The sequence below is a fragment of the Parabacteroides sp. AD58 genome (genome assembly GCF_023744375.2).
GTDB classification, from domain to species: Bacteria; Bacteroidota; Bacteroidia; order Bacteroidales; family Tannerellaceae; genus Parabacteroides; species Parabacteroides absconsus.
The window spans coordinates 115,508-133,783 of record NZ_CP146284.1; the positions used below are offsets into that span (position 1 = coordinate 115,508).

13 protein-coding genes are annotated in these 18,276 nt (G+C 44.5%); 6 read left to right on the forward strand and 7 right to left on the reverse strand.

What is annotated here, in order from left to right:
- Positions 1-19: 19 nt before the first annotated feature.
- From NEE14_RS00460 to NEE14_RS00475, 4 genes are all read left to right on the forward strand, one after another.
- The gene (locus NEE14_RS00460; protein ID WP_251966308.1) at positions 20-2,437 is read left to right on the forward strand and encodes a TonB-dependent receptor domain-containing protein; all 2,418 of its coding nucleotides are present in this window, start codon (positions 20-22) and stop codon (positions 2,435-2,437) included.
- 82 nt (positions 2,438-2,519) lie between these two features.
- On the forward strand, positions 2,520-3,551 hold the full coding sequence (locus NEE14_RS00465; RefSeq protein ID WP_251966309.1) for an agmatine deiminase family protein: 1,032 nt from the start codon (positions 2,520-2,522) through the stop codon (positions 3,549-3,551).
- An 8-nt stretch (positions 3,552-3,559) separates the two neighbouring features.
- Positions 3,560-4,438, forward strand: a complete 879-nt coding sequence (locus tag NEE14_RS00470) for a carbon-nitrogen hydrolase (RefSeq protein WP_251966310.1) — start codon at positions 3,560-3,562, stop codon at positions 4,436-4,438.
- 259 nt (positions 4,439-4,697) lie between these two features.
- Positions 4,698-5,591, forward strand: coding sequence for an Abi family protein (locus NEE14_RS00475; RefSeq protein WP_251966311.1), 894 nt, complete (start codon positions 4,698-4,700; stop codon positions 5,589-5,591).
- A 66-nt stretch (positions 5,592-5,657) separates the two neighbouring features.
- Here the strand turns inward: NEE14_RS00475 and recQ are convergent, their stop codons facing one another.
- Together recQ and NEE14_RS00485 are read right to left on the reverse strand one after the other, a co-directional pair.
- Positions 5,658-7,502: a DNA helicase RecQ gene (gene recQ / locus NEE14_RS00480; protein ID WP_251966312.1), complete on the reverse strand. Its 1,845-nt coding sequence runs from the start codon at positions 7,500-7,502 to the stop codon at positions 5,658-5,660.
- A gap of 49 nt (positions 7,503-7,551) precedes the next feature.
- Complete coding sequence (locus tag NEE14_RS00485; RefSeq protein ID WP_251966313.1) at positions 7,552-9,189, reverse strand: ABC-F family ATP-binding cassette domain-containing protein; 1,638 nt, start codon at positions 9,187-9,189, stop codon at positions 7,552-7,554.
- Positions 9,190-9,749: 560 nt separating this feature from the next.
- Between NEE14_RS00485 and NEE14_RS00490 the strand changes: the two genes are divergently transcribed.
- Positions 9,750-10,343, forward strand: a complete 594-nt coding sequence (locus NEE14_RS00490; protein ID WP_251966314.1) for a DUF3575 domain-containing protein — start codon at positions 9,750-9,752, stop codon at positions 10,341-10,343.
- Between the two features lie 608 nt (positions 10,344-10,951).
- Positions 10,952-12,178: an MFS transporter gene (locus NEE14_RS00495; RefSeq protein ID WP_016564142.1), complete on the forward strand. Its 1,227-nt coding sequence runs from the start codon at positions 10,952-10,954 to the stop codon at positions 12,176-12,178.
- Between the two features lie 89 nt (positions 12,179-12,267).
- Here the strand turns inward: NEE14_RS00495 and mobV are convergent, their stop codons facing one another.
- The 5 genes from mobV to NEE14_RS00520 form a co-directional block, all read right to left on the reverse strand.
- Positions 12,268-13,635, reverse strand: coding sequence for a MobV family relaxase (mobV, locus tag NEE14_RS00500; RefSeq protein WP_251966315.1), 1,368 nt, complete (start codon positions 13,633-13,635; stop codon positions 12,268-12,270).
- Positions 13,636-13,828: 193 nt separating this feature from the next.
- The gene (locus NEE14_RS00505) at positions 13,829-14,797 is read right to left on the reverse strand and encodes a toprim domain-containing protein (protein WP_016564201.1); all 969 of its coding nucleotides are present in this window, start codon (positions 14,795-14,797) and stop codon (positions 13,829-13,831) included.
- Between the two features lie 254 nt (positions 14,798-15,051).
- Positions 15,052-16,293, reverse strand: coding sequence for a primase-helicase family protein (locus tag NEE14_RS00510; RefSeq protein WP_016564203.1), 1,242 nt, complete (start codon positions 16,291-16,293; stop codon positions 15,052-15,054).
- Between the two features lie 310 nt (positions 16,294-16,603).
- Positions 16,604-16,993, reverse strand: coding sequence for a hypothetical protein (locus tag NEE14_RS00515; protein WP_016564204.1), 390 nt, complete (start codon positions 16,991-16,993; stop codon positions 16,604-16,606).
- A gap of 18 nt (positions 16,994-17,011) precedes the next feature.
- A complete protein-coding gene (locus tag NEE14_RS00520) occupies positions 17,012-18,247 on the reverse strand; it encodes a site-specific integrase (RefSeq protein ID WP_016564205.1) in 1,236 nt (411 codons plus the stop codon).
- Positions 18,248-18,276: the final 29 nt, after the last annotated feature.

Here is an 18,276-nt window from a genome sequence, read left to right on the forward strand (position 1 = left end):
ATTATTAGTGTTTAGTGCCATGAATAAATTATGTATGTTGTTGACCTTATGCCTGTGGTGTGCCATTTCGTATGCCGGACAGGCCGATTATCAGGTAAAAGGTCGTCTGGTCGATGCGGAAAGTGGAGCCGTCATTGACTTTGCGGATGTGTTTTTGTTCAGAACCGGCGAAAATCAGCCGGTTAAGCAGACTTTTCCTGACAAGCAGGGAATATTTGGTTTTACAGACGTATCAGACGAGAGTTATACTCTGATGGTTCGTCTGGTCGGTTATGATGTCTATGCGAGTCAGCCTTTGGCGGTTACGGGGCAAGCTCGGATTGATTTAGGAGATGTGCGCCTTGAACCTTTGGAAACGGGCCTGGCAGAAGTAGAAGTCGTGGCCGAGAAACGCCAGCTGGTTTATAAGCTGGATAAGAAAGTGGTAGAAGCCTCATCGAATATGATGGGCAGTGGCGGTTCGGCTGTAGATATTCTGGAGAACACCCCGTCTATTCGGGTGGACGCTGAAGGCGAAGTTACCTTCCGGGGCAGCTCCGGTTTTTTGGTTTATATTGATGGAAAGCCCAGTGTCTTTACCGGAACACAGGCCTTGGAACAAGTACCTGCCGGACATATCGAGAATATAGAGATCATTACAACGCCTTCTGCCAAACATGATACAGACGGCGATGTAGGTATTATCAATATCATCACGAAGAAACATTCGCAGAAAGGATGGAGCGGCATGGTGAATCTGTCGGGAAGTACCTGGCTCTCCCGGCATGTGGATTTCCTGTTGACGAAACAGAATGACCGCTCGCGCTGGTATATAGGCGGGCAGTGGACAGACCGTTTGCGGAAGAGTGATTTTGATCAGGAAAAGACAACCGTGGTGGGCGATCAGACGACGATTTCGCATTCCATCGGACCTCGTACAGGAGATTCCTATCATTATACGATGAAAGGCGGTTGGAGCCTGGAACTGCCCAAGACTTCCATCAAAGTGGACCTGGAAGGAGGTTATGGCGGTAATAAACGTAGGGGAGACATGAAGTATCAGGAAACACGTATCATCAAGGATGCGGAGCCCGTTACCGAATATTATAACAGTATTGATGACTATGACAATGATGAAAACATTGGCTTAGGCAGCTTCGTGGTAGAACATCGCTTTAACCAGGAAGGACATAAGCTGTCGGCCTCCGGTTATTATAAATATGGCGGTAATGCTTTGGAATATTTCTTCAACGACCTGAATGACTTGCAGGGAAACCGGCAACAAGGTCACCGGGCTTACGAGGCAGAACACCGCGAAACCTTGCGGGCGAACCTGGATTATGCCTTGCCTTTCCAGAACATCGGAAAGCTGGAAGCCGGCTATCAGTATTATTCTTATCTGGAAGATGGGGATTATAAAATGGAATGGTGGAATCCGGAAACGCAAAGTTTCTACTGGCGGGATGATATTTATAATACCTTCTATTTTCAGGAAGGAGTGAATTCTATTTATGCCATTCTTTCGGGAGCCTGGAAAGGGCTGGAGGCGCAGGCCGGAGTACGTGGCGAACATACGCATACTGTTTTGCGGAGTTCTGTTCCGGGTGCCGACCGGACCAAGAACCGCTTTGAGTTTTTCCCATCGGTTCACTTGGGTTATACATTCCCGAATGATCATCGGCTATTGTTTTCTTATTCCCGTCGTACCACGCGTCCGCAGTTGTATTATATGGAACCCTATATCACATACCGTGATTTTTATACTGCCGAGATCGGAAATCCGGATATTCGTCCGGAGTATATTAATTCGTTCGAGATGAATTACCGGAAGGCCTTTGGTGAGAATACGGTTTCTGCCACGTTGTTCCATCGCTCCCGTAAGGATAAGATCGAGCGGTTGCGTGTTCCCTACATGGCAGGTGTGACTTTAGACTCGATGGCAAACGTGGGGCATGATTATTCAACCGGTCTGGAGTTGAGCGTAGCATTACATCCGGTCCGCTGGTGGAACACGACGGTGAATGGTAATATCTATCATTATCAGGTAAAGAACGAGTTGTCGGCAGGCGGAAAGAGCGAATCGAGTACGAATTATGACATTTTGTGGAATAACCTGTTTGCATTAGGTAAATATACACGACTGCAACTGGATGGAAGTTTTGTTGGCCCTTCCGTAACGACACAAGGAAGAACCGATTCCTATTGGTATGCCAATGTGGCTGTCCGGCATCAGTTGTTTGACCGGAAACTGACGTTAACCCTGGCCTTCAAGGATATTTTCCGTTCGGCTTGTTATGTGAGTGATATCCAGACGGCCGATTTGAGGTCTCTGACGAAAATCAAGCCCAAATATCCGCAGATACTGCTCACGATCAGCTATACGTTTAACAGTTTCAAGGCAAAGGCTACCCAAGAGAATGATGACCGGAATGAAATGTTTGAAGGCATCAAGCACTGACATTTTGAGAATAAATTGAGGGTTGTGCAAGCGGTTTCATGATTAAATGCTTACCTTTGCACATCAGATTTGAAGATTAAATATGCAAACGACAGGTATTACATTTCCTGCGGAATGGTATCCGCAGAGTGCGGTACAACTGACTTGGCCGCATGAAGATACAGATTGGGCACCTATCCTGGACGAGGTAGTCGCATGTTTCGTCGAGATTGCCCGGGAAATCATGAAGCGTGAGAAACTGCTGATTGTATGTCAGAATGAAGATGAGGTGCGCAGTCAGCTGGGCGAACTGGATGAGACGCGCGTTCGTTTTGTTGAAATGCCTACGAATGATACATGGGCAAGAGATCATGGTGGTATTTCCGTATTTGATACATTCGGACCAACGGTCTATGATTTCGTATTTAATGGCTGGGGATTGAAGTTTTCGGCAGGAAAAGATAACCAGATCACCCGGAACTTATTCCACGAAGGCGTCTTTGCCGATCGGATTCAGCCGGCCAATATGGCTCCGTTCGTACTGGAAGGCGGTAGCATCGAGTCGGATGGACAAGGAACCTTGATGACAACCGCCGAATGCCTGCTGTCGTTGAACCGGAATGAATACATGCAGCGGGAGGAAATAGAGAATCACCTGAAAGATATCTTTGGATTGAGTCGTGTGTTGTGGATTGAAAATGGATTCTTGGTGGGCGATGATACCGACAGCCATGTGGATACATTAGCCCGTTTCTGCCGGGAAGATACGATCGCCTATGTACAATGCACTGATCCGGCGGATGTGCATTACGATGAATTGCAGGCGATGGAAGAAGAAATCAAGGCATTCCGCCAGCTCAATGGTGAACCTTACAAACTGATCGCCTTGCCGATGGCAGACGAAGTGATTTGGGAAGGCGAACGCCTGCCGGCTACGTATGCCAACTTCCTGATCCTGAATGGAGCGGTATTGCTTCCTTTCTATAATTCACCGAAAGATGAGATCGCCCGGAAGGCGTTGCAGGAAGCATTCCCGGACCGGGAAATCGTCGGAATCAATTGTTTGTCGTTAATTAAGCAGCACGGATCTTTGCATTGCGTAACCATGCAGTATCCGGAAGGCTTTATTGAATAAAGAAGAATATGAAGGTAGGATTAGTACAACAGAAGAATACGGCGGATATTCCGGCAAATATTCAGAAATTGCAGGATAATATCCGGAAAGTAGCTGCCATGGGTGCCGAATTAGTCGTGTTGCAGGAACTGCACAACGGACTTTATTTCTGCCAGACGGAGAATACGGAACTGTTTAATCAGGCAGAACCGATACCCGGCCCTTCAACAGAGACATTCGGGAAACTGGCAAAAGAATTAGGAATCGTGTTGGTTTTGTCGTTGTTCGAACGTCGTGCTCCGGGCTTGTATCATAATACAGCCGTTGTTCTGGAAAAAGACGGCAGCATTGCTGGTAAATATCGGAAGATGCACATTCCGGATGATCCGGCTTATTACGAGAAGTTCTATTTTACGCCGGGTGATTTGGGCTTTGAACCGATAGATACATCTGTCGGCCGGCTGGGTGTTTTGGTTTGTTGGGATCAATGGTATCCGGAAGCAGCCCGACTGATGGCCATGCGTGGTGCCGAAATGCTGATTTATCCGACAGCGATCGGCTGGGAGAGTACAGATACGGACGAAGAAAAGAAGAGACAGCTGAATGCCTGGATTACGGTGCAGCGCGGTCATGCGGTAGCGAACGGACTTCCGGTAATTACGGTGAACCGGACGGGACATGAAGCGGATCCTTCCGGACAAACCAATGGTATTCAGTTCTGGGGTAACAGCTTTGTTGCCGGACCTCAGGGGGAATTATTGGCAGAGTTTACGAATGATCAGGAAGAGGTTCGTGTCGTAGAAATCGATAAAAGCCGGAGTGAAAATGTACGTCGCTGGTGGCCTTTCTTCCGGGATCGCCGGATCGATGCTTTCGACGGACTGACAAAGCGTTTTTTGGTTAAGTAAATGCTCTATGAGAGAAAGAATCTTCTTCTCTTATTATAAGAAACTGATAGTGGCGGAATGAACGAGGGTAGATCGTTTGTTCCGCTGTTTTTATAAGCTTGTCAGGTGTAACTTGTTTAATTTATATGGACTACTTTCCTGAAAGATTATTTGTAAATGAGTTTGTAACATAAAAAATAAGTATTAAATTTGCACTGTTAGTCCTCGCCAAGCCTCTTAGCAATGCTCAAATAGGTGAGGCTTTTTATTATAAAATACTATGGAAATTTTTACGAAAAGATATTCTTCTCCTGAAGAACTTGTACGGCGTCTTAAATCACGAGGATTGGTAATTGACAATGAGCAACGTGCCGAAGCTTATATAATCAATATTGGATATTATAGATTGAGTGCATATATGTATCCATATTTGTCAATACCCAAGACAAACCATATTTTCAAAAGCGAAGTCTCATTTGATAATATATTAGATTTATATCGTTTTGATAAGAAATTGAGAGTACTATTGTTTAATGAAATTGAGAAGATAGAAATAGCCTTTAAAGAAGCTGTAGCTAATATTACTGCACAAATGACAGGTGATATCTTTTGGATGACAAATTCGAAGTATTTTAAGAATCAAGTTGTTTATAGTAAAACCTATTCACTTATAGAAGCTGAATATAATAAGTCTACTGAAGATTTTATTAAACATTTCAGATGTAAATACATGGATCCTTTTGCTCCAGCTTGGATGTTATCTGAAATAATTCCATTTGGCATAACTATTCAGTTATATAGGAATCTTATGGATCAACGCATCAGAAAGCAGATATCTAAAAGATTTTATTTACAACCGCAGGCTTTAGAGTCATGGATGACAACAATTGCACTTACTCGAAATGCCTGTTGTCATCATTCCCGTGTATGGAACAAGGTTAATTCTATAATTCCGGCTGATGCCAAAAAGATGATACGCCCTTGGATTACTATACCCGTTGCTAAGAATAGGATTTATTTTAATATTTGCATGATTAAATATTTTATGAATATAATATCTCCTAACAATGATTTTAAGGCTAAATTGAATAATTTATTTGTTAGATTTCCTCAGATAGATTTGAACGCTATGGGTTTTCCTCTTGGTTGGGAAAGAGAACCTTTATGGGTATAAACATTTGTCTTTTAATATTTATACCCAATGATCCATATGCTGCTATCGTATTCAGCTTAATCTGTCTTATCCCTCTAACTTCGGTAACTTTAGAACAAAACGGATAAGGGAAACAAATACGCGGCCATACTTCTCTAACTTGATTTGCCCGACACCCCGGATCTGATTGAAATCACCTAATGTAATGGGCTTTTGAGCAACCATGTCTTCAAGTGAATCATCTGTAAAGATATGGTATGCCGGACGCGATTCTCGATCGGCCAGTTGTTTCCGGAGCTGCTTTAAGGCATCCCACAAAACTTCGTCTACCGATTCAGACTCGATAGGACGAATCGGCTGTGCCTTAAATCCTTTTTTCCCGGTACTTGCTTTTGTCTTCTTTTTCTCTGGTTCCGGCGGCATGTATTTGGTTAATTGGGCCGTTGTTTTCCCGTATAGAACTTTCGTTCCGAGTGGTGTAACCTTTAGCCGGTTGGCATGAGCATAGTCGATTTCTAAAAATCCGAGCTGAATCATCTGGTAGATATATTCTTTCCACTCCACATACGACAGATCGCGACCAGCTCCGTACGTCTTGATCAGGTGATAACCTTTCTCTGTCAATTCGGCCCGGGCAGCTCCTCGGAGGATATGAATCAACATTTCAATACCAATCTGCTGCTGGGTGCGGACTACGGCACTGAGTGCTTTCTGTACTAGAATACTTCCGTCAAAACGAAGCGGAGGATTCTTGCATACATCGCAATTACCGCAGTCTTTCTCTACTTCTTCACCAAAGTAACTGAGGAGAATCCGCCGGCGACAGATATCCGTTTCACAATACCGCTGCATCCGGTTGAGTTTCTCCAGATTGATTTCCACCTGCCCGCTTTCTTCGGCAAACTGACGAAGGACGATCAGATCGCTCATGGAGTAGAATAACAAGGTATCACTCTTGGCTCCGTCTCGTCCGGCACGACCGATTTCCTGGTAATAATTCTCAATACTTCCCGGCATGTTGAAATGGATCACCCAACGGATATTACTTTTATCAATACCCATACCGAAGGCAACCGTCGCGCAGACTACATCTACCCGGTCATGAATAAAGTCATCTTGTGCCTGTTCCCGCTTTTGGGGCGATAATCCTGCATGATAAGCGGTTGCCTTGATTTGGAACAGCGACAGTTCTTCGGCCAGCATTTCTGTGTCACTTCGTTTCATGCAATAGATGATTCCGCTCTGGTCACGATGTTGGCGGATAAAATGGACGATCGATTTGATCTTCTCTTTCTTGTTGAGTCCGCGGCGGACTGTAAGCGACAGATTTGGCCGGTCGAAAGAAGAAATAAAGACTTGGGGATTATCCAACCGAAGCTGTTCGATGATGTCCGTGCGGGTCACTTTATCGGCTGTCGCAGTCAGCGCAACGACAGGAACCTTGGAAAAGCGTTCCTTCAGAATCGCTAATTGGGTATATTCCGGTCGGAAGTCGTGCCCCCAATGTGATACACAATGAGCTTCGTCGATGGCTATCAGCGATATATCCAGTCGGGGCAAGAACCAGTCAGCTTCTGCCTTTACCCGTTCGGGCGAGATATATAGTAATTTGATCTTTCCCTGAATACAGAGTTGCTTGACCTGCTGCTGTTCGCTGTCGCTCATCATGCTGTTTAGCGATGCCGCCGGAATACCGTTGGCTATCAGTCCTTCTACCTGGTCTTTCATCAGAGCAATCAGCGGAGAGATAACCAAGGTAATGCCTGGCAGATAAATGGCAGGCAACTGATAGCAAATCGATTTGCCGCCTCCTGTAGGCATTAATACCAACGCATCTTTCTTCTGCAGAATATGCTGTATAATTTCGGCCTGCAACGGACGGAATTCGGAATAACCGAAAAACTTCTTAAGCAATTGCTGTAATTCTTTCATACAGGTTTCTTCTTTTTAGGTTCGTAAATATAGGGTGAAGCCGGAAAGCTCAGTTCTTTCTTTCCAGCTCCCGCAGATTCTCCATTTTCTTGCGTTGCATGAATTCATAAATACCTTCGAGATGTTCGGTTACACGCTGATGACCGAATTCATAGACTTTCGTTACCAGTCCGTCTAGGAAGTCGCGGTCGTGCGATACGACAATCAGCGTTCCGTCAAAGTCGAGCAGCGCCTGTTTCAGGATATCTTTTGTCTTCATGTCCAAGTGGTTGGTCGGCTCATCGAGGATGAGTAAATTCACCGGTTCAAGCAAGAGTTTGATCATGGCCAGGCGGGTACGTTCGCCACCCGACAAGACTTTCACCTTCTTTGCCGAGTTTTCGCCACCAAACATAAAGGCTTCTAACAAATCTTTGATCTTGTTTCGGATATCTCCTTTGGCCACATCATCAATCGTCTGGAATACTGTCAGGTTTTCATCAAGCAGCGATGCCTGGTTTTGGGCAAAATAACCGATCATGACATTGTGTCCGATCGTCAGTTTCCCCTCGTGTTCGATTTCCTTCATGATACATTTGACCAAGGTTGATTTTCCTTCACCGTTGCGTCCTACAAAAGCAATCTTGTCACCCCGTTCGATAGTCAGGTTGACATGTCGGAATACGGTCTTGTCGCCGTAGCTTTTCGAGACATCTTCCAGAATGACCGGATATGAACCCGAACGTGGTGAAGGTGGAAACTTCAGCCGCAAAGCCGATGTATCTTCTTCATCTACTTCCAATAGTTCCAGCTTTTCCAGCATCTTTACCCGGCTTTGTACTTGCAGGGTCTTGGAATAAGTCCCTTTAAACCGTTCGATGAATTCTTTCGTTTCGGCAATGAACTTCTGCTGCTCGTCGTAGGCCTTCTGCTGTTGCTCGCGGCGTTCTTTCCTGAGTTGCAGGTATTGAGAATAATTTACCTTATAATCGTAGATACGTCCCATCGTCACTTCGATGGTGCGGGTCGTAATATGATCGACGAAGGCACGGTCGTGACTAATGACAACCACCGCTTGTCCGCTTTCAATCAAGAAGTCTTCCAGCCATTGGATCGATTCGATATCAAGATGGTTGGTCGGCTCGTCGAGCAACAAGACATCCGGCTTTTGCAGCAACAGCTTGGCCAGTTCGATACGCATTCGCCATCCGCCGCTGAATTCGCTGGTCTGGCGGTTAAAGTCTTCCCGCTCAAACCCTAAACCCAACAAGGTCTTTTCGATATCGGCATCATAATTGATTTCCTCAATCGAATAAAACTTCTCGCTCAAAGCAGAAACCCGTTCGATGAGCTGCATATACTCGTCCGATTCATAATCAGTGCGGGTTTCGAGTTGCTGGTTGATGGCGTTGATTTCAGCTTCCATCTCGTGCAAGTGGGCAAATGCCTGCGCCGTCTCTTCAAAGACGGTGCGTCCGTCTTCCGTCATTAGATGCTGGGGCAGATAGGCAATCACCGTGTCTTTGGGTGCAGAAACTTTTCCACGAGTAGGTTCGCGGACACCTGCCAAAATTTTGAGTAAAGTAGATTTTCCGGCACCATTTTTCCCCATTAAGGCAATCCGGTCTTTTTCATTAATCACAAAAGAAATATCTTGGAAAAGTGTACTTCCCCCAAATTCAACTGTCAGTCCGTCTATTGAAATCATAAATTATCAGATGTATCGTATGAAGGTGCAAAGATACGGATTCTGTCATTAACAATTAAGGCCGAAATAGGAAAAGTTGGCACGGAAGGATGCATTTTTAGGAATCAAAGTGGCTATACCTTATATTATATATAAGATTTTCCCGGTGTTTATCCTTGTTATTTTTATATAAAATGATGGTTTGTTATGATATTATGGGGTTTATGGCTTAGTACGGGATGAACTTTCATGATTTTAACATAAAAAGTATAATTAAATTTGCTTTCTAAATTTAAAAGTTATACGTTTGTAACGGAAATGACAAATAATAACGCTTATATTAATTTCGGAAGTAAATGGGTGACTAATGAACACTTTATAAATTAGATGTTAGACTATTTATAGATTAGATGTCAAAAGGTTAGCCGATACTCCGATTTTTCGGTTGTATAAAGAAAATTTGTTGATAAAAGTATCAAAAAGTATCAATCTAATGAATTTTATACCACGGAAAGAACCAAGAAAATAAGATATTATTTGATAAAGTAAATAAAAACGCTAACAGGATAAATTTGAGGATTATGATAAAACGATTACTATTTGGAAGCCTTTTTTGTGCTATATCTTTTTTGGCCACAGCACAAATAGACCTTCAGAAAGAGAAGGGAGCTGTAGTGGGCTTAAAGACCAATGCTTTGTATTGGGCTACAGCAACTCCAAACTTGGGGTTGGAATTTCGCCTTGCCAGACATTGGAGCCTGGATGTGGAAGCCGGATTGAATCCTTTTACAGGTAAAAAAGATGATGGCAGTTTTGGAAAATCCATTAAACATTTCAGAGTTCATCCCGAACTGCGCTATTGGTTTTGTGAGACATTTCATGGGCATTTCTTGGGATTACATGTGCCGTATCTGATCTATAATGTATCGGACATTAAATGGTTGGGTACTGAGAATGAACGCCATCAGGGCTGGGGAACAGGTGCCGGCATCAGTTATGGATACAGCTGGGTTTTAGGCAAGCATTGGAATATTGAAGCCACTTTAGGTGTCGGTTATTTGTATCTGGAATCAGACAAATATCCGTGTGCAAATTGCGGAACTAAGATTGAGACTGTCAAGAAACATTATGTAGGCCCTACGCAGGCAGCTGTCAGTGCGATTTATTTATTTTAAATTCTGAACGGTTTCGTCTAACCGTTTGATGAATAAACATTTAACGGAGTATCTGAAAAGTAATGGTAACGACTAGGAAACCGTGCGATTTTCAGCGTTTTGCGGTGTTTTACTATCAAATAACTCTTTCAGGTGCAAAGATACGACAAATCTTTGATATAGTATCCAATACAAACAGTATTCGCCATTTTTTGCCTTTCGATATATACCTATTTGCTTATGCCGTTATTTTTTGCAGATTTGGATAAAAAAGGAAAGGCAAAATTCAGGAAGCATTGAAATTCTTTACTTTAGTTAGTGCAAAAATCGAATAATTTATTGTAACTTTGCAGCGGATTCGGTGTGCATATAATACCATCCCAATTAAGATAAGTCGCAACATATATAGTGGTTTTCAATATGATTATGAACAATTGTACAATATTAACAGGTAAAAACACCGTTAATATTGCATATCATAAACCTTGGTAATTTTTCCACATTCAAATCTAATTAATTCGATTTGAATGTCATTGTCTTTGTAATCCGGCATGCTATTTCAGGCTTGTCGAGAGATTTTTTGTGCTATAAAATCAAGAAACATTCAAAAGATAAAAGGAAAAATTCAAATGGAAAAAATCAGAAATTGGAAACAAGATTTCTATACAATATGGGCGGGGCAAGCTGTGTCCCTGATAACAAGTGGGGTTCTTCAAATGGCCATCATCTGGCATCTGACAAATACAACAGGGTCTGCGATGGTGTTGTCAATGGCGACCTTGGTTGGGTTTCTACCTCAAGCGGTTTTAGGTTCTGCAATCGGAGTACTTGTTGACCGCTGGAACCGGAAAATGGTCATGATTGGTGCAGATGTCATCATAGCTTGTGCTGGACTGGTACTTACCGTAATTTCCCTGTCAGCGGAACTACCTGTATGGATAGTAATGCTCATCCTCTTCATTAGAAGCGTTGGCACTGCATTCCATTCCCCTGCGTTAAGTGCGGTAACACCTCTTTTAGTGCCTGAAGAACAGTTAGTCAAATGTGCCGGCTACACCCAGTCCATCCAATCGGCAAGTTTCATCCTAAGTCCGGCAATTGCCGCTTTTCTCTATGCAAAATGGGGGTTGAATTCTGCGGTTGCCCTTGACGTATTCGGAGCAATAATTGCCTGTATCACTGTTGCAATGGTTCACATCCCAAAACAACCGATTGAAGCGCTGCAGCAAGAAAACTTTTTCACCGAACTGCGCATTGGCTATAACGCAATACGACAAAATAAAGCTCTTTTCACATTGCTTTGGATAGGAGCAATCAATATGTTCATTTATATGCCAATCAATGCGCTATTTCCGCTGATGAGTATGAATTATTTCGAGGGAAGTACCTTGCATGCTTCCGTGGTGGAAATTGTTTTTGCAGTTGGTATGTTGTTGGGCGGACTTCTATTGGGCGCATGGGGAGGTTTCAAAAAGCGCATGGCAAATATCATCGGCTCTATCTTTCTTATGGGAGTGTCATTGACTGTTTCCGGCTTGCTACCAACCAATGGTTTTATGATATTTGCGATATGTTGTACGTTGATGGGCTTTTCTGCCCCATTCTATAATGGAGTACAGACCGCGCTATTTCAAGAACAGATACAACCCGAGTATTTAGGGCGTGTTTTCGGACTTCTTGGCAGCATCATGTCGTTTGCCATGCCGCTTGGGTTGGTAGTGTCGGGTGCATTTGCAGACCAAATCGGGGTAAACCGTTGGTTTTTGTTCTCAGGTATGGCTATTCTGCTTCTCGCTATAATAGCCTTATGTCTTCCACAACTTAGAAAGGTCGACAATCAAAAACAAAAATCATGATTTATGAAACGTAACTAAATCTAAACAGCAATAAGCCTCTGATAGGGAAATACGATTATCGGAGGCTTATTGCAATCTGTTTTAACTACTTATGTAATTCCTCTACTTTTCCTTTGTGGTTGAATTGGCTGTCGTATGCTCTGCCGTAGCCTGTCGAACTGTTCCCTGAACCATTCGCCTATGGGCTGGCGGTTGATTACGAGTGTCAGTTTAGACTTGTCCGCAGGGTCTTTCACCACTTGAAAGCCTGCTCTTTCTGTCGTAAAACTCCGATTATGTTCCTCCGAATAAAGTTTGCCCTCGTATATCAAAGGCTTACCATAAGTCAATGTCGTGGTCTGCCTTTCATTGAACCCGACAAGGCGGCACAGGCTCTCTATTCTCATAATTTCCTTTGCCATAGGAAACCATGCACACAGCTTTTCGATAATGCGTTTCAAACCTGATACTTCATCTTTGTGTCTGACACTTTTTTCCGCCATCTCCTTACGGTGATTCTGCTGTATTTCCAACAACTGGCGGTTGTGCTCGGTTTGCATCGTGTGTATGCGGTTTTGCAGTATCTCAATGGTTTCCTCATGGGTGGCAACTTCCCGATACAGGGCGGTGTTCTCCCTTTCCAAAGTCTTGACCTTGTTGCTCCCGAAAAGAGAACCGACACTTTCAGCTATGTAGGTCGCTGCGGTGGTGGCTGCACCTTTCAGTTTCTCGGTCTGTACCTCTTTCTTGGCTTGTCTGAGTTCCTGTTCGGTTTCGGTTTTCTGCTCCTGTAACCGCTTGTTTTCTGCATCAAGGGCAGCGTTCTTTTTCTGTATGTCCCGATAATACTGTGTCGTGGTGGTGTGCCGTGCTTCGGAACCTCGCACACCTCGCTGTAATCCGTATTTAGCCATAACCCTTGCATAATTGTCGTGGTACGCAATCAAGGTCTGACGGTTGAACAGGTCATCGGCACACAAACGGACGGTATTTGCTTTCTTGTGATACTTCCGTTTGCCGTCTTCCTGCTCTTTCTTGGCTTTGCGCCTTTCACCTGTCACGATGGGAACAATGGCTGCATGGATATGCGGTGTCTTCTCGTCCATGTGAAGATGGGCGGCAACCACGTTCTCCCTGCCGAATGTGGCTTGCAGCCATTGGATGCTGTCGCTGCACCATTCGTCAAGTCTTCCGTTTTCCTGTATGTCCATCATGTCCTCATGTGTTCCCGACAGAACCACTCGGACTACACGGACTTGGTCATGTGTAATCTTCCGCTTGATGCCTGCCGTGTTCAGCCTGTGGGCAATCGCTTCATCCCTGCCATGAACGCCATCGGGGTATTCTATAAGTACCCTGTTCAGATGCGTTCTTGTCGGGTCTGCGTTTTTAGGTATGATTCTTCTCTCTATATGGTCGGATTGTACGGTGTCCGATGAACCTTTTGCTTTCTTTATGTCCAATGAAAAATATCCCATGTAGTTTGATTTTTACGGTTATTGTTATGAGTGTATTCTCTGCCTGTGGCATTGGCTCTCAGGGTTTCCAAAGGGATTTCCCTTTGGCTCGATAGGGAGTTTTTAGCATTACCGTGTAATGCGTGAAGAAAACGCCCTATTAAGCTATGGTATTTCTGTCTAAATACCCTTGGGAAAGCGAACCTGTTCCCCTCTATATTTTCAGCCCTTTCTTTTTCGGTGGCTGCATCATCCGCCTTGCGGATTGTACTTGCTTCTCCTCCTTTATCGGCTCTGTCGATTGGGACAAGAGTTTTTTGCACAGGTACTCGTTCAAGTCATTATACCCTGCATAGTGAACCGACATATCCTGCAAGCGGTCACCCAACATCCGTTGCAGGTTGGCGTATGCGTTCCGTCCTGCTGTGTCATTGTCAAGGAAACAGCCGATTCGGGTATAGGTTGCCAATATGCTTTCCGCTTTCGAGAGGTTGGAAACGGAGTTGAGAATGACGTAATCCTGTGCATTCAATCGTGGGTGTTGCGGATTGTTCTTTACTCGGATGGTCAGGAACGAGAGATAATCCATGAAGCCCTCGAAAAGATAACAGACGGTTCGTGGCTCTTTTTGCTGTCGGATATGGGTGATGTCCTTCGGGGCGACACATCCCTTGAAGTATCTATTACGCACTTCATACCCTCTTGCCATATTCGGGAAGCCGATGGCGAAATAGGGTTTGTCGGCATTCTCAAACCGCAGTTCCTTACACTCCCTTTTGGCGAGTTCAATGTCTATCCCCCTTTCTTGCAGATAGGCAATGAGCGCAGGTGATGACAGCTCGCCAACTCTTAATACCCGATAAGTGCGGTTGTCGGATTGCTGCTTGCCAAAAGAAAACGATGCAGGGCGGATGTATGGTGTCCGTTCCTCTATGCGCTTCAACAGGCAGGTTACATCTTCCGTATGGTAGAGTTCCGCTGCCAATGCGATGATGTTACCGCCCTTGCCAAGTCCAAAATCGTACCATTTGTTGAGTTCTGTGTTTACCTTGAAAGATGCGTCCGTTTCCTCTCTCAGCGGTGATTTGTACCAAAAGCTGCTGCCCTGTTGCTTGACGGGCGTGTAACCCAAACTTTGCAGATAGTCTGCGATTCTGATTTGTTTAACTTCTTGTATGTTCATGATATTCTATAGATTTGATGATGATTGTAAAAACGTTGATTTGTTGAATGGCTTATATAACACATTTATTTACAGAAAGATATTTGCTCAACATCTTCTCAACAAACCACTCGCCAAAAGAGAAATCAACAATCGGGTGCTGTTCCTCTCTCAACTTCTCTTTTCGATTGTTGAGATTTTGTTGAGAGTGTATATTGTTTATTGTCAGCATAGTTATATCCTTATTCATCAATTCAACAAAAAAAAGAATGATATTACAGGGATTCAAGTTGTTCCCTCGTGACAGAATAGAAACGACCGACCCGTTTTACAGGCTCATACCGACACTCCCGATTGTAGTTGAATTGGTAGGTGGTATAGGTCAGTCCGTTGGGTGCAGGCGTAAGTTTCCAACACTCCTGCAACACCTTTCGGACTTGGTGCTTCTCCACTTTTACCTGCGAGTGTACCAGCAACAGAAGAATGTCGTTGTAGCAGAACGAGAATGTGTCCGTGCCGACACTATCCATGATGTCAAGTATCAGCTCGTGCATCTCTATCTCCAGTCGGTTACGGTTGCTGCGGATTATCTTCTGCAAGGCTTCGGTATGCAACAGCGATGGAGCAAACCACATACGGCTTTCCTTTTCGGTGGATAGTGTTCTGTGTTGCAGGAAATGAAGAAAGGCGGGTATCTCCGCTTTCAGCTTTTGCAGGAAGTCGGTATCATCAGACTGCAAGCGGTCTATCTTGCGTACCCAATAGCGTGTTTCCCCTGCATCAATGATTACAGGCAAGTACTCGTTGTTGGAGCATAGCACGAACTTGGCGAAAAACGCTATCTCGTCACGGTCTTTGCCTTTGGCTTCCACCTTGTAGGAAAGTGTGGTGCTTAGGTTCTTCAACCGCTCGCTGTCCTCCCTACGGTTGAGCAGCACCTCGTCCACCACGATAAGCAGTTTGCCGGCCCAGTCGGAATTGAATTGGCTACGGAAATCCTCGTTGGTGTTAAAGGTTACATTGTTCTGAAATAGGAGTTTTAGAAAATTCAGAAATGTGCTTTTGCCTGTGTTGCGTTCCTCTGATACCAACAGCAGGATAGGCAGCTTTTGAATGGGGTACAAGTAGAGCAGTTGTAGGTAGTCCATGCCCAACTCGTATTGCTCCCCGAAGATGTGACCTACCAAAGATTGGATATGCGAGAAATCGCCCTCTTTAGGTTGGTGGTCTATCGGTTCATAGAGGTTAAGGAACTTGCCGACCACGGGATGGTAGCCGATGTGTTCGGGTACGGTGCAGAAGCCGTCATACTTGGGAACGCTGCCGATGTAGTCCTTGCCGTAGTCTTGGCGCAGGGTTTCGTTGTTCCATGCTATGCGTTTCCTTACATACCCTCCGTTCAGTTTGGGCTGCTCCACAATCTTGTAAAGCGTAGTCCCCACTCGGATGAATTCCTCCTTTGCCATGCCACCATCCGATGGCGGTCTGTGGCTGTCTTGTTGTTTGTTAGCTGACATAATCAAATGGTTTTAAGTTTGAAAAATACCAGCTACAAAAGTATAAGCATTTATCGGATAAGTTGTTACGCAAAACGCGGCAGAACGGTGACAAATAGCCCCCGAAGAAAAAACTTTCAATGGTTTGGAACGGAAGTCGGGCAGGACAGACGAAAAAACTCCCAAAAAACGAATGTGGGGATTACGCTTTTCGGGAGAAAAAATTGGAGTTCCTGTTGATATGTCGGTCAGATTATATGCTGACACGCTGGCTTGATTACTCTATTCGTGACTGAATGAATGGATTCCGTCAGTCGTGCAACCAATTCAGCTACGAGAAGTATTCGGCTTTGGCTATGCCGTTGGTGTTCAGCGAAAAGAAGATGCTTGTTTTCTCTTTTCGCAAGTACAGTCTTTCAAGAACGGCATTGCGCACCTGCTTCGCACTGTATGTGCCGATACGGAACGCAAGGGCGATTATCGTTTCAAGGCTGTAAACCTCCATGCTGCACTTGTCGGACAGTCGGATGGTATGCCTTATCTCACACTCATTCAGAATGCCGTTCTTGCAGAGTGTCTTTATCCCTGCCCTGATAGTCGGGGCGGTTACATTGAACAACTCGCAAAGCTCCCACTCACTCATGGCGGTTGCCTGTATATCTTTCGGCATAACTACATTGCCGAACTCGTTCATTGTTATGATGTTTCTTTCCTCTTTCATTATCGTTTGATTTAAGGGTTACTGAATGGCATTGCAAATGTTCTTTTCCATATCCTCCAGTTTGTGCGACAATGTTTCCATATCCTGACTAATCTTTTGGGCTGTGATTTTTGCGTAAATTTGGGTCGTTTTTATGTTGGTATGTCCCAAAAGTCGGCTGACGGTTTCAATGGGTACTCCGTTGGATAACAGCACAGTGGTCGCTGCCGAATGTCTTGCTACATGATAGGTCAAGTGGACTTTTATACCGCACAACTTGGCAATGGCTTTCAGCTTCTTGTTGCAAGTCGTGTTACTCGGCATGGGGAATACTTTATTATCTCTTGTCATACCCCTGTACTTCTCTATTATCTTTCGGGGAACATCCAACAATCGGATATTGGATTCCGTGTTAGTTTTCTTTCTTCGGGTGATAATCCACAGATTTCCGTCAAAGAATGTTTGCAGGTTGTCTTCCGTAAGGTTCTTGACATCGGAATATGCCAAACCTGTAAAGGTGGAGAACAGAAATAAATCCCTGACAAGCTCGTGTGTCTTGTCGGGCATATCGGTGTTCATCATTGTGTGTATCTCCTCTCTCGTAATATACCCTCTGTCCACGCTTTCGGGAGAGTTGATGTACCCTGCAAAGGGATTGAACGGCAGACGACCGTCATTCCTCGCTATGGAAATAATGTGTTTCAGCACAATCATGTAGCCCCAAATGGTATTGGTGCGGCATTTTTTCTCAGTACGCAGGAAATACTCGAAGTCGTTGATGAACGAGAGGTTCAACTCTTTTAACGGAATATCTTCACGCTTGTAGGTATGGGGTAGGAACTCACGGATGTGCTTGCAGACGGTAACATAACGTCGGAATGTTCCTTTTGCCCTGCTGTGTCCCACTTTCTTGGCAAATTCGCTGTTGTGTTGTTCAAACAGTTTTAGCAAGGTTTCCTGTTTGATACCGATGCCGAGATAGGCATCTTTCAACTTGGCAGCAGTGACATAACCGTCCGTCTGCATCAACTCTTGATAACGGCGGTTTATCTCCACTCTGATTTTGTCAACGGCACGGTTGATTCTTTGCGCTTCGGCACTCTTACCCGAAGCACGGTTGTTCTTCACGTCCCACAGGCGCAAGGGAACATCCATCTTGCAACTGAACTGCTTAATCTCTCCGTCCACCGTAATGCGACACATCAAAGGCAGGTTGCCGTTGGGTTTCTCACTGCCTTTCTTCACGTAGAACAATACCTTAAATGTACTTCTCATAACTCACTTTTTTTTGGTTACAAAATTAA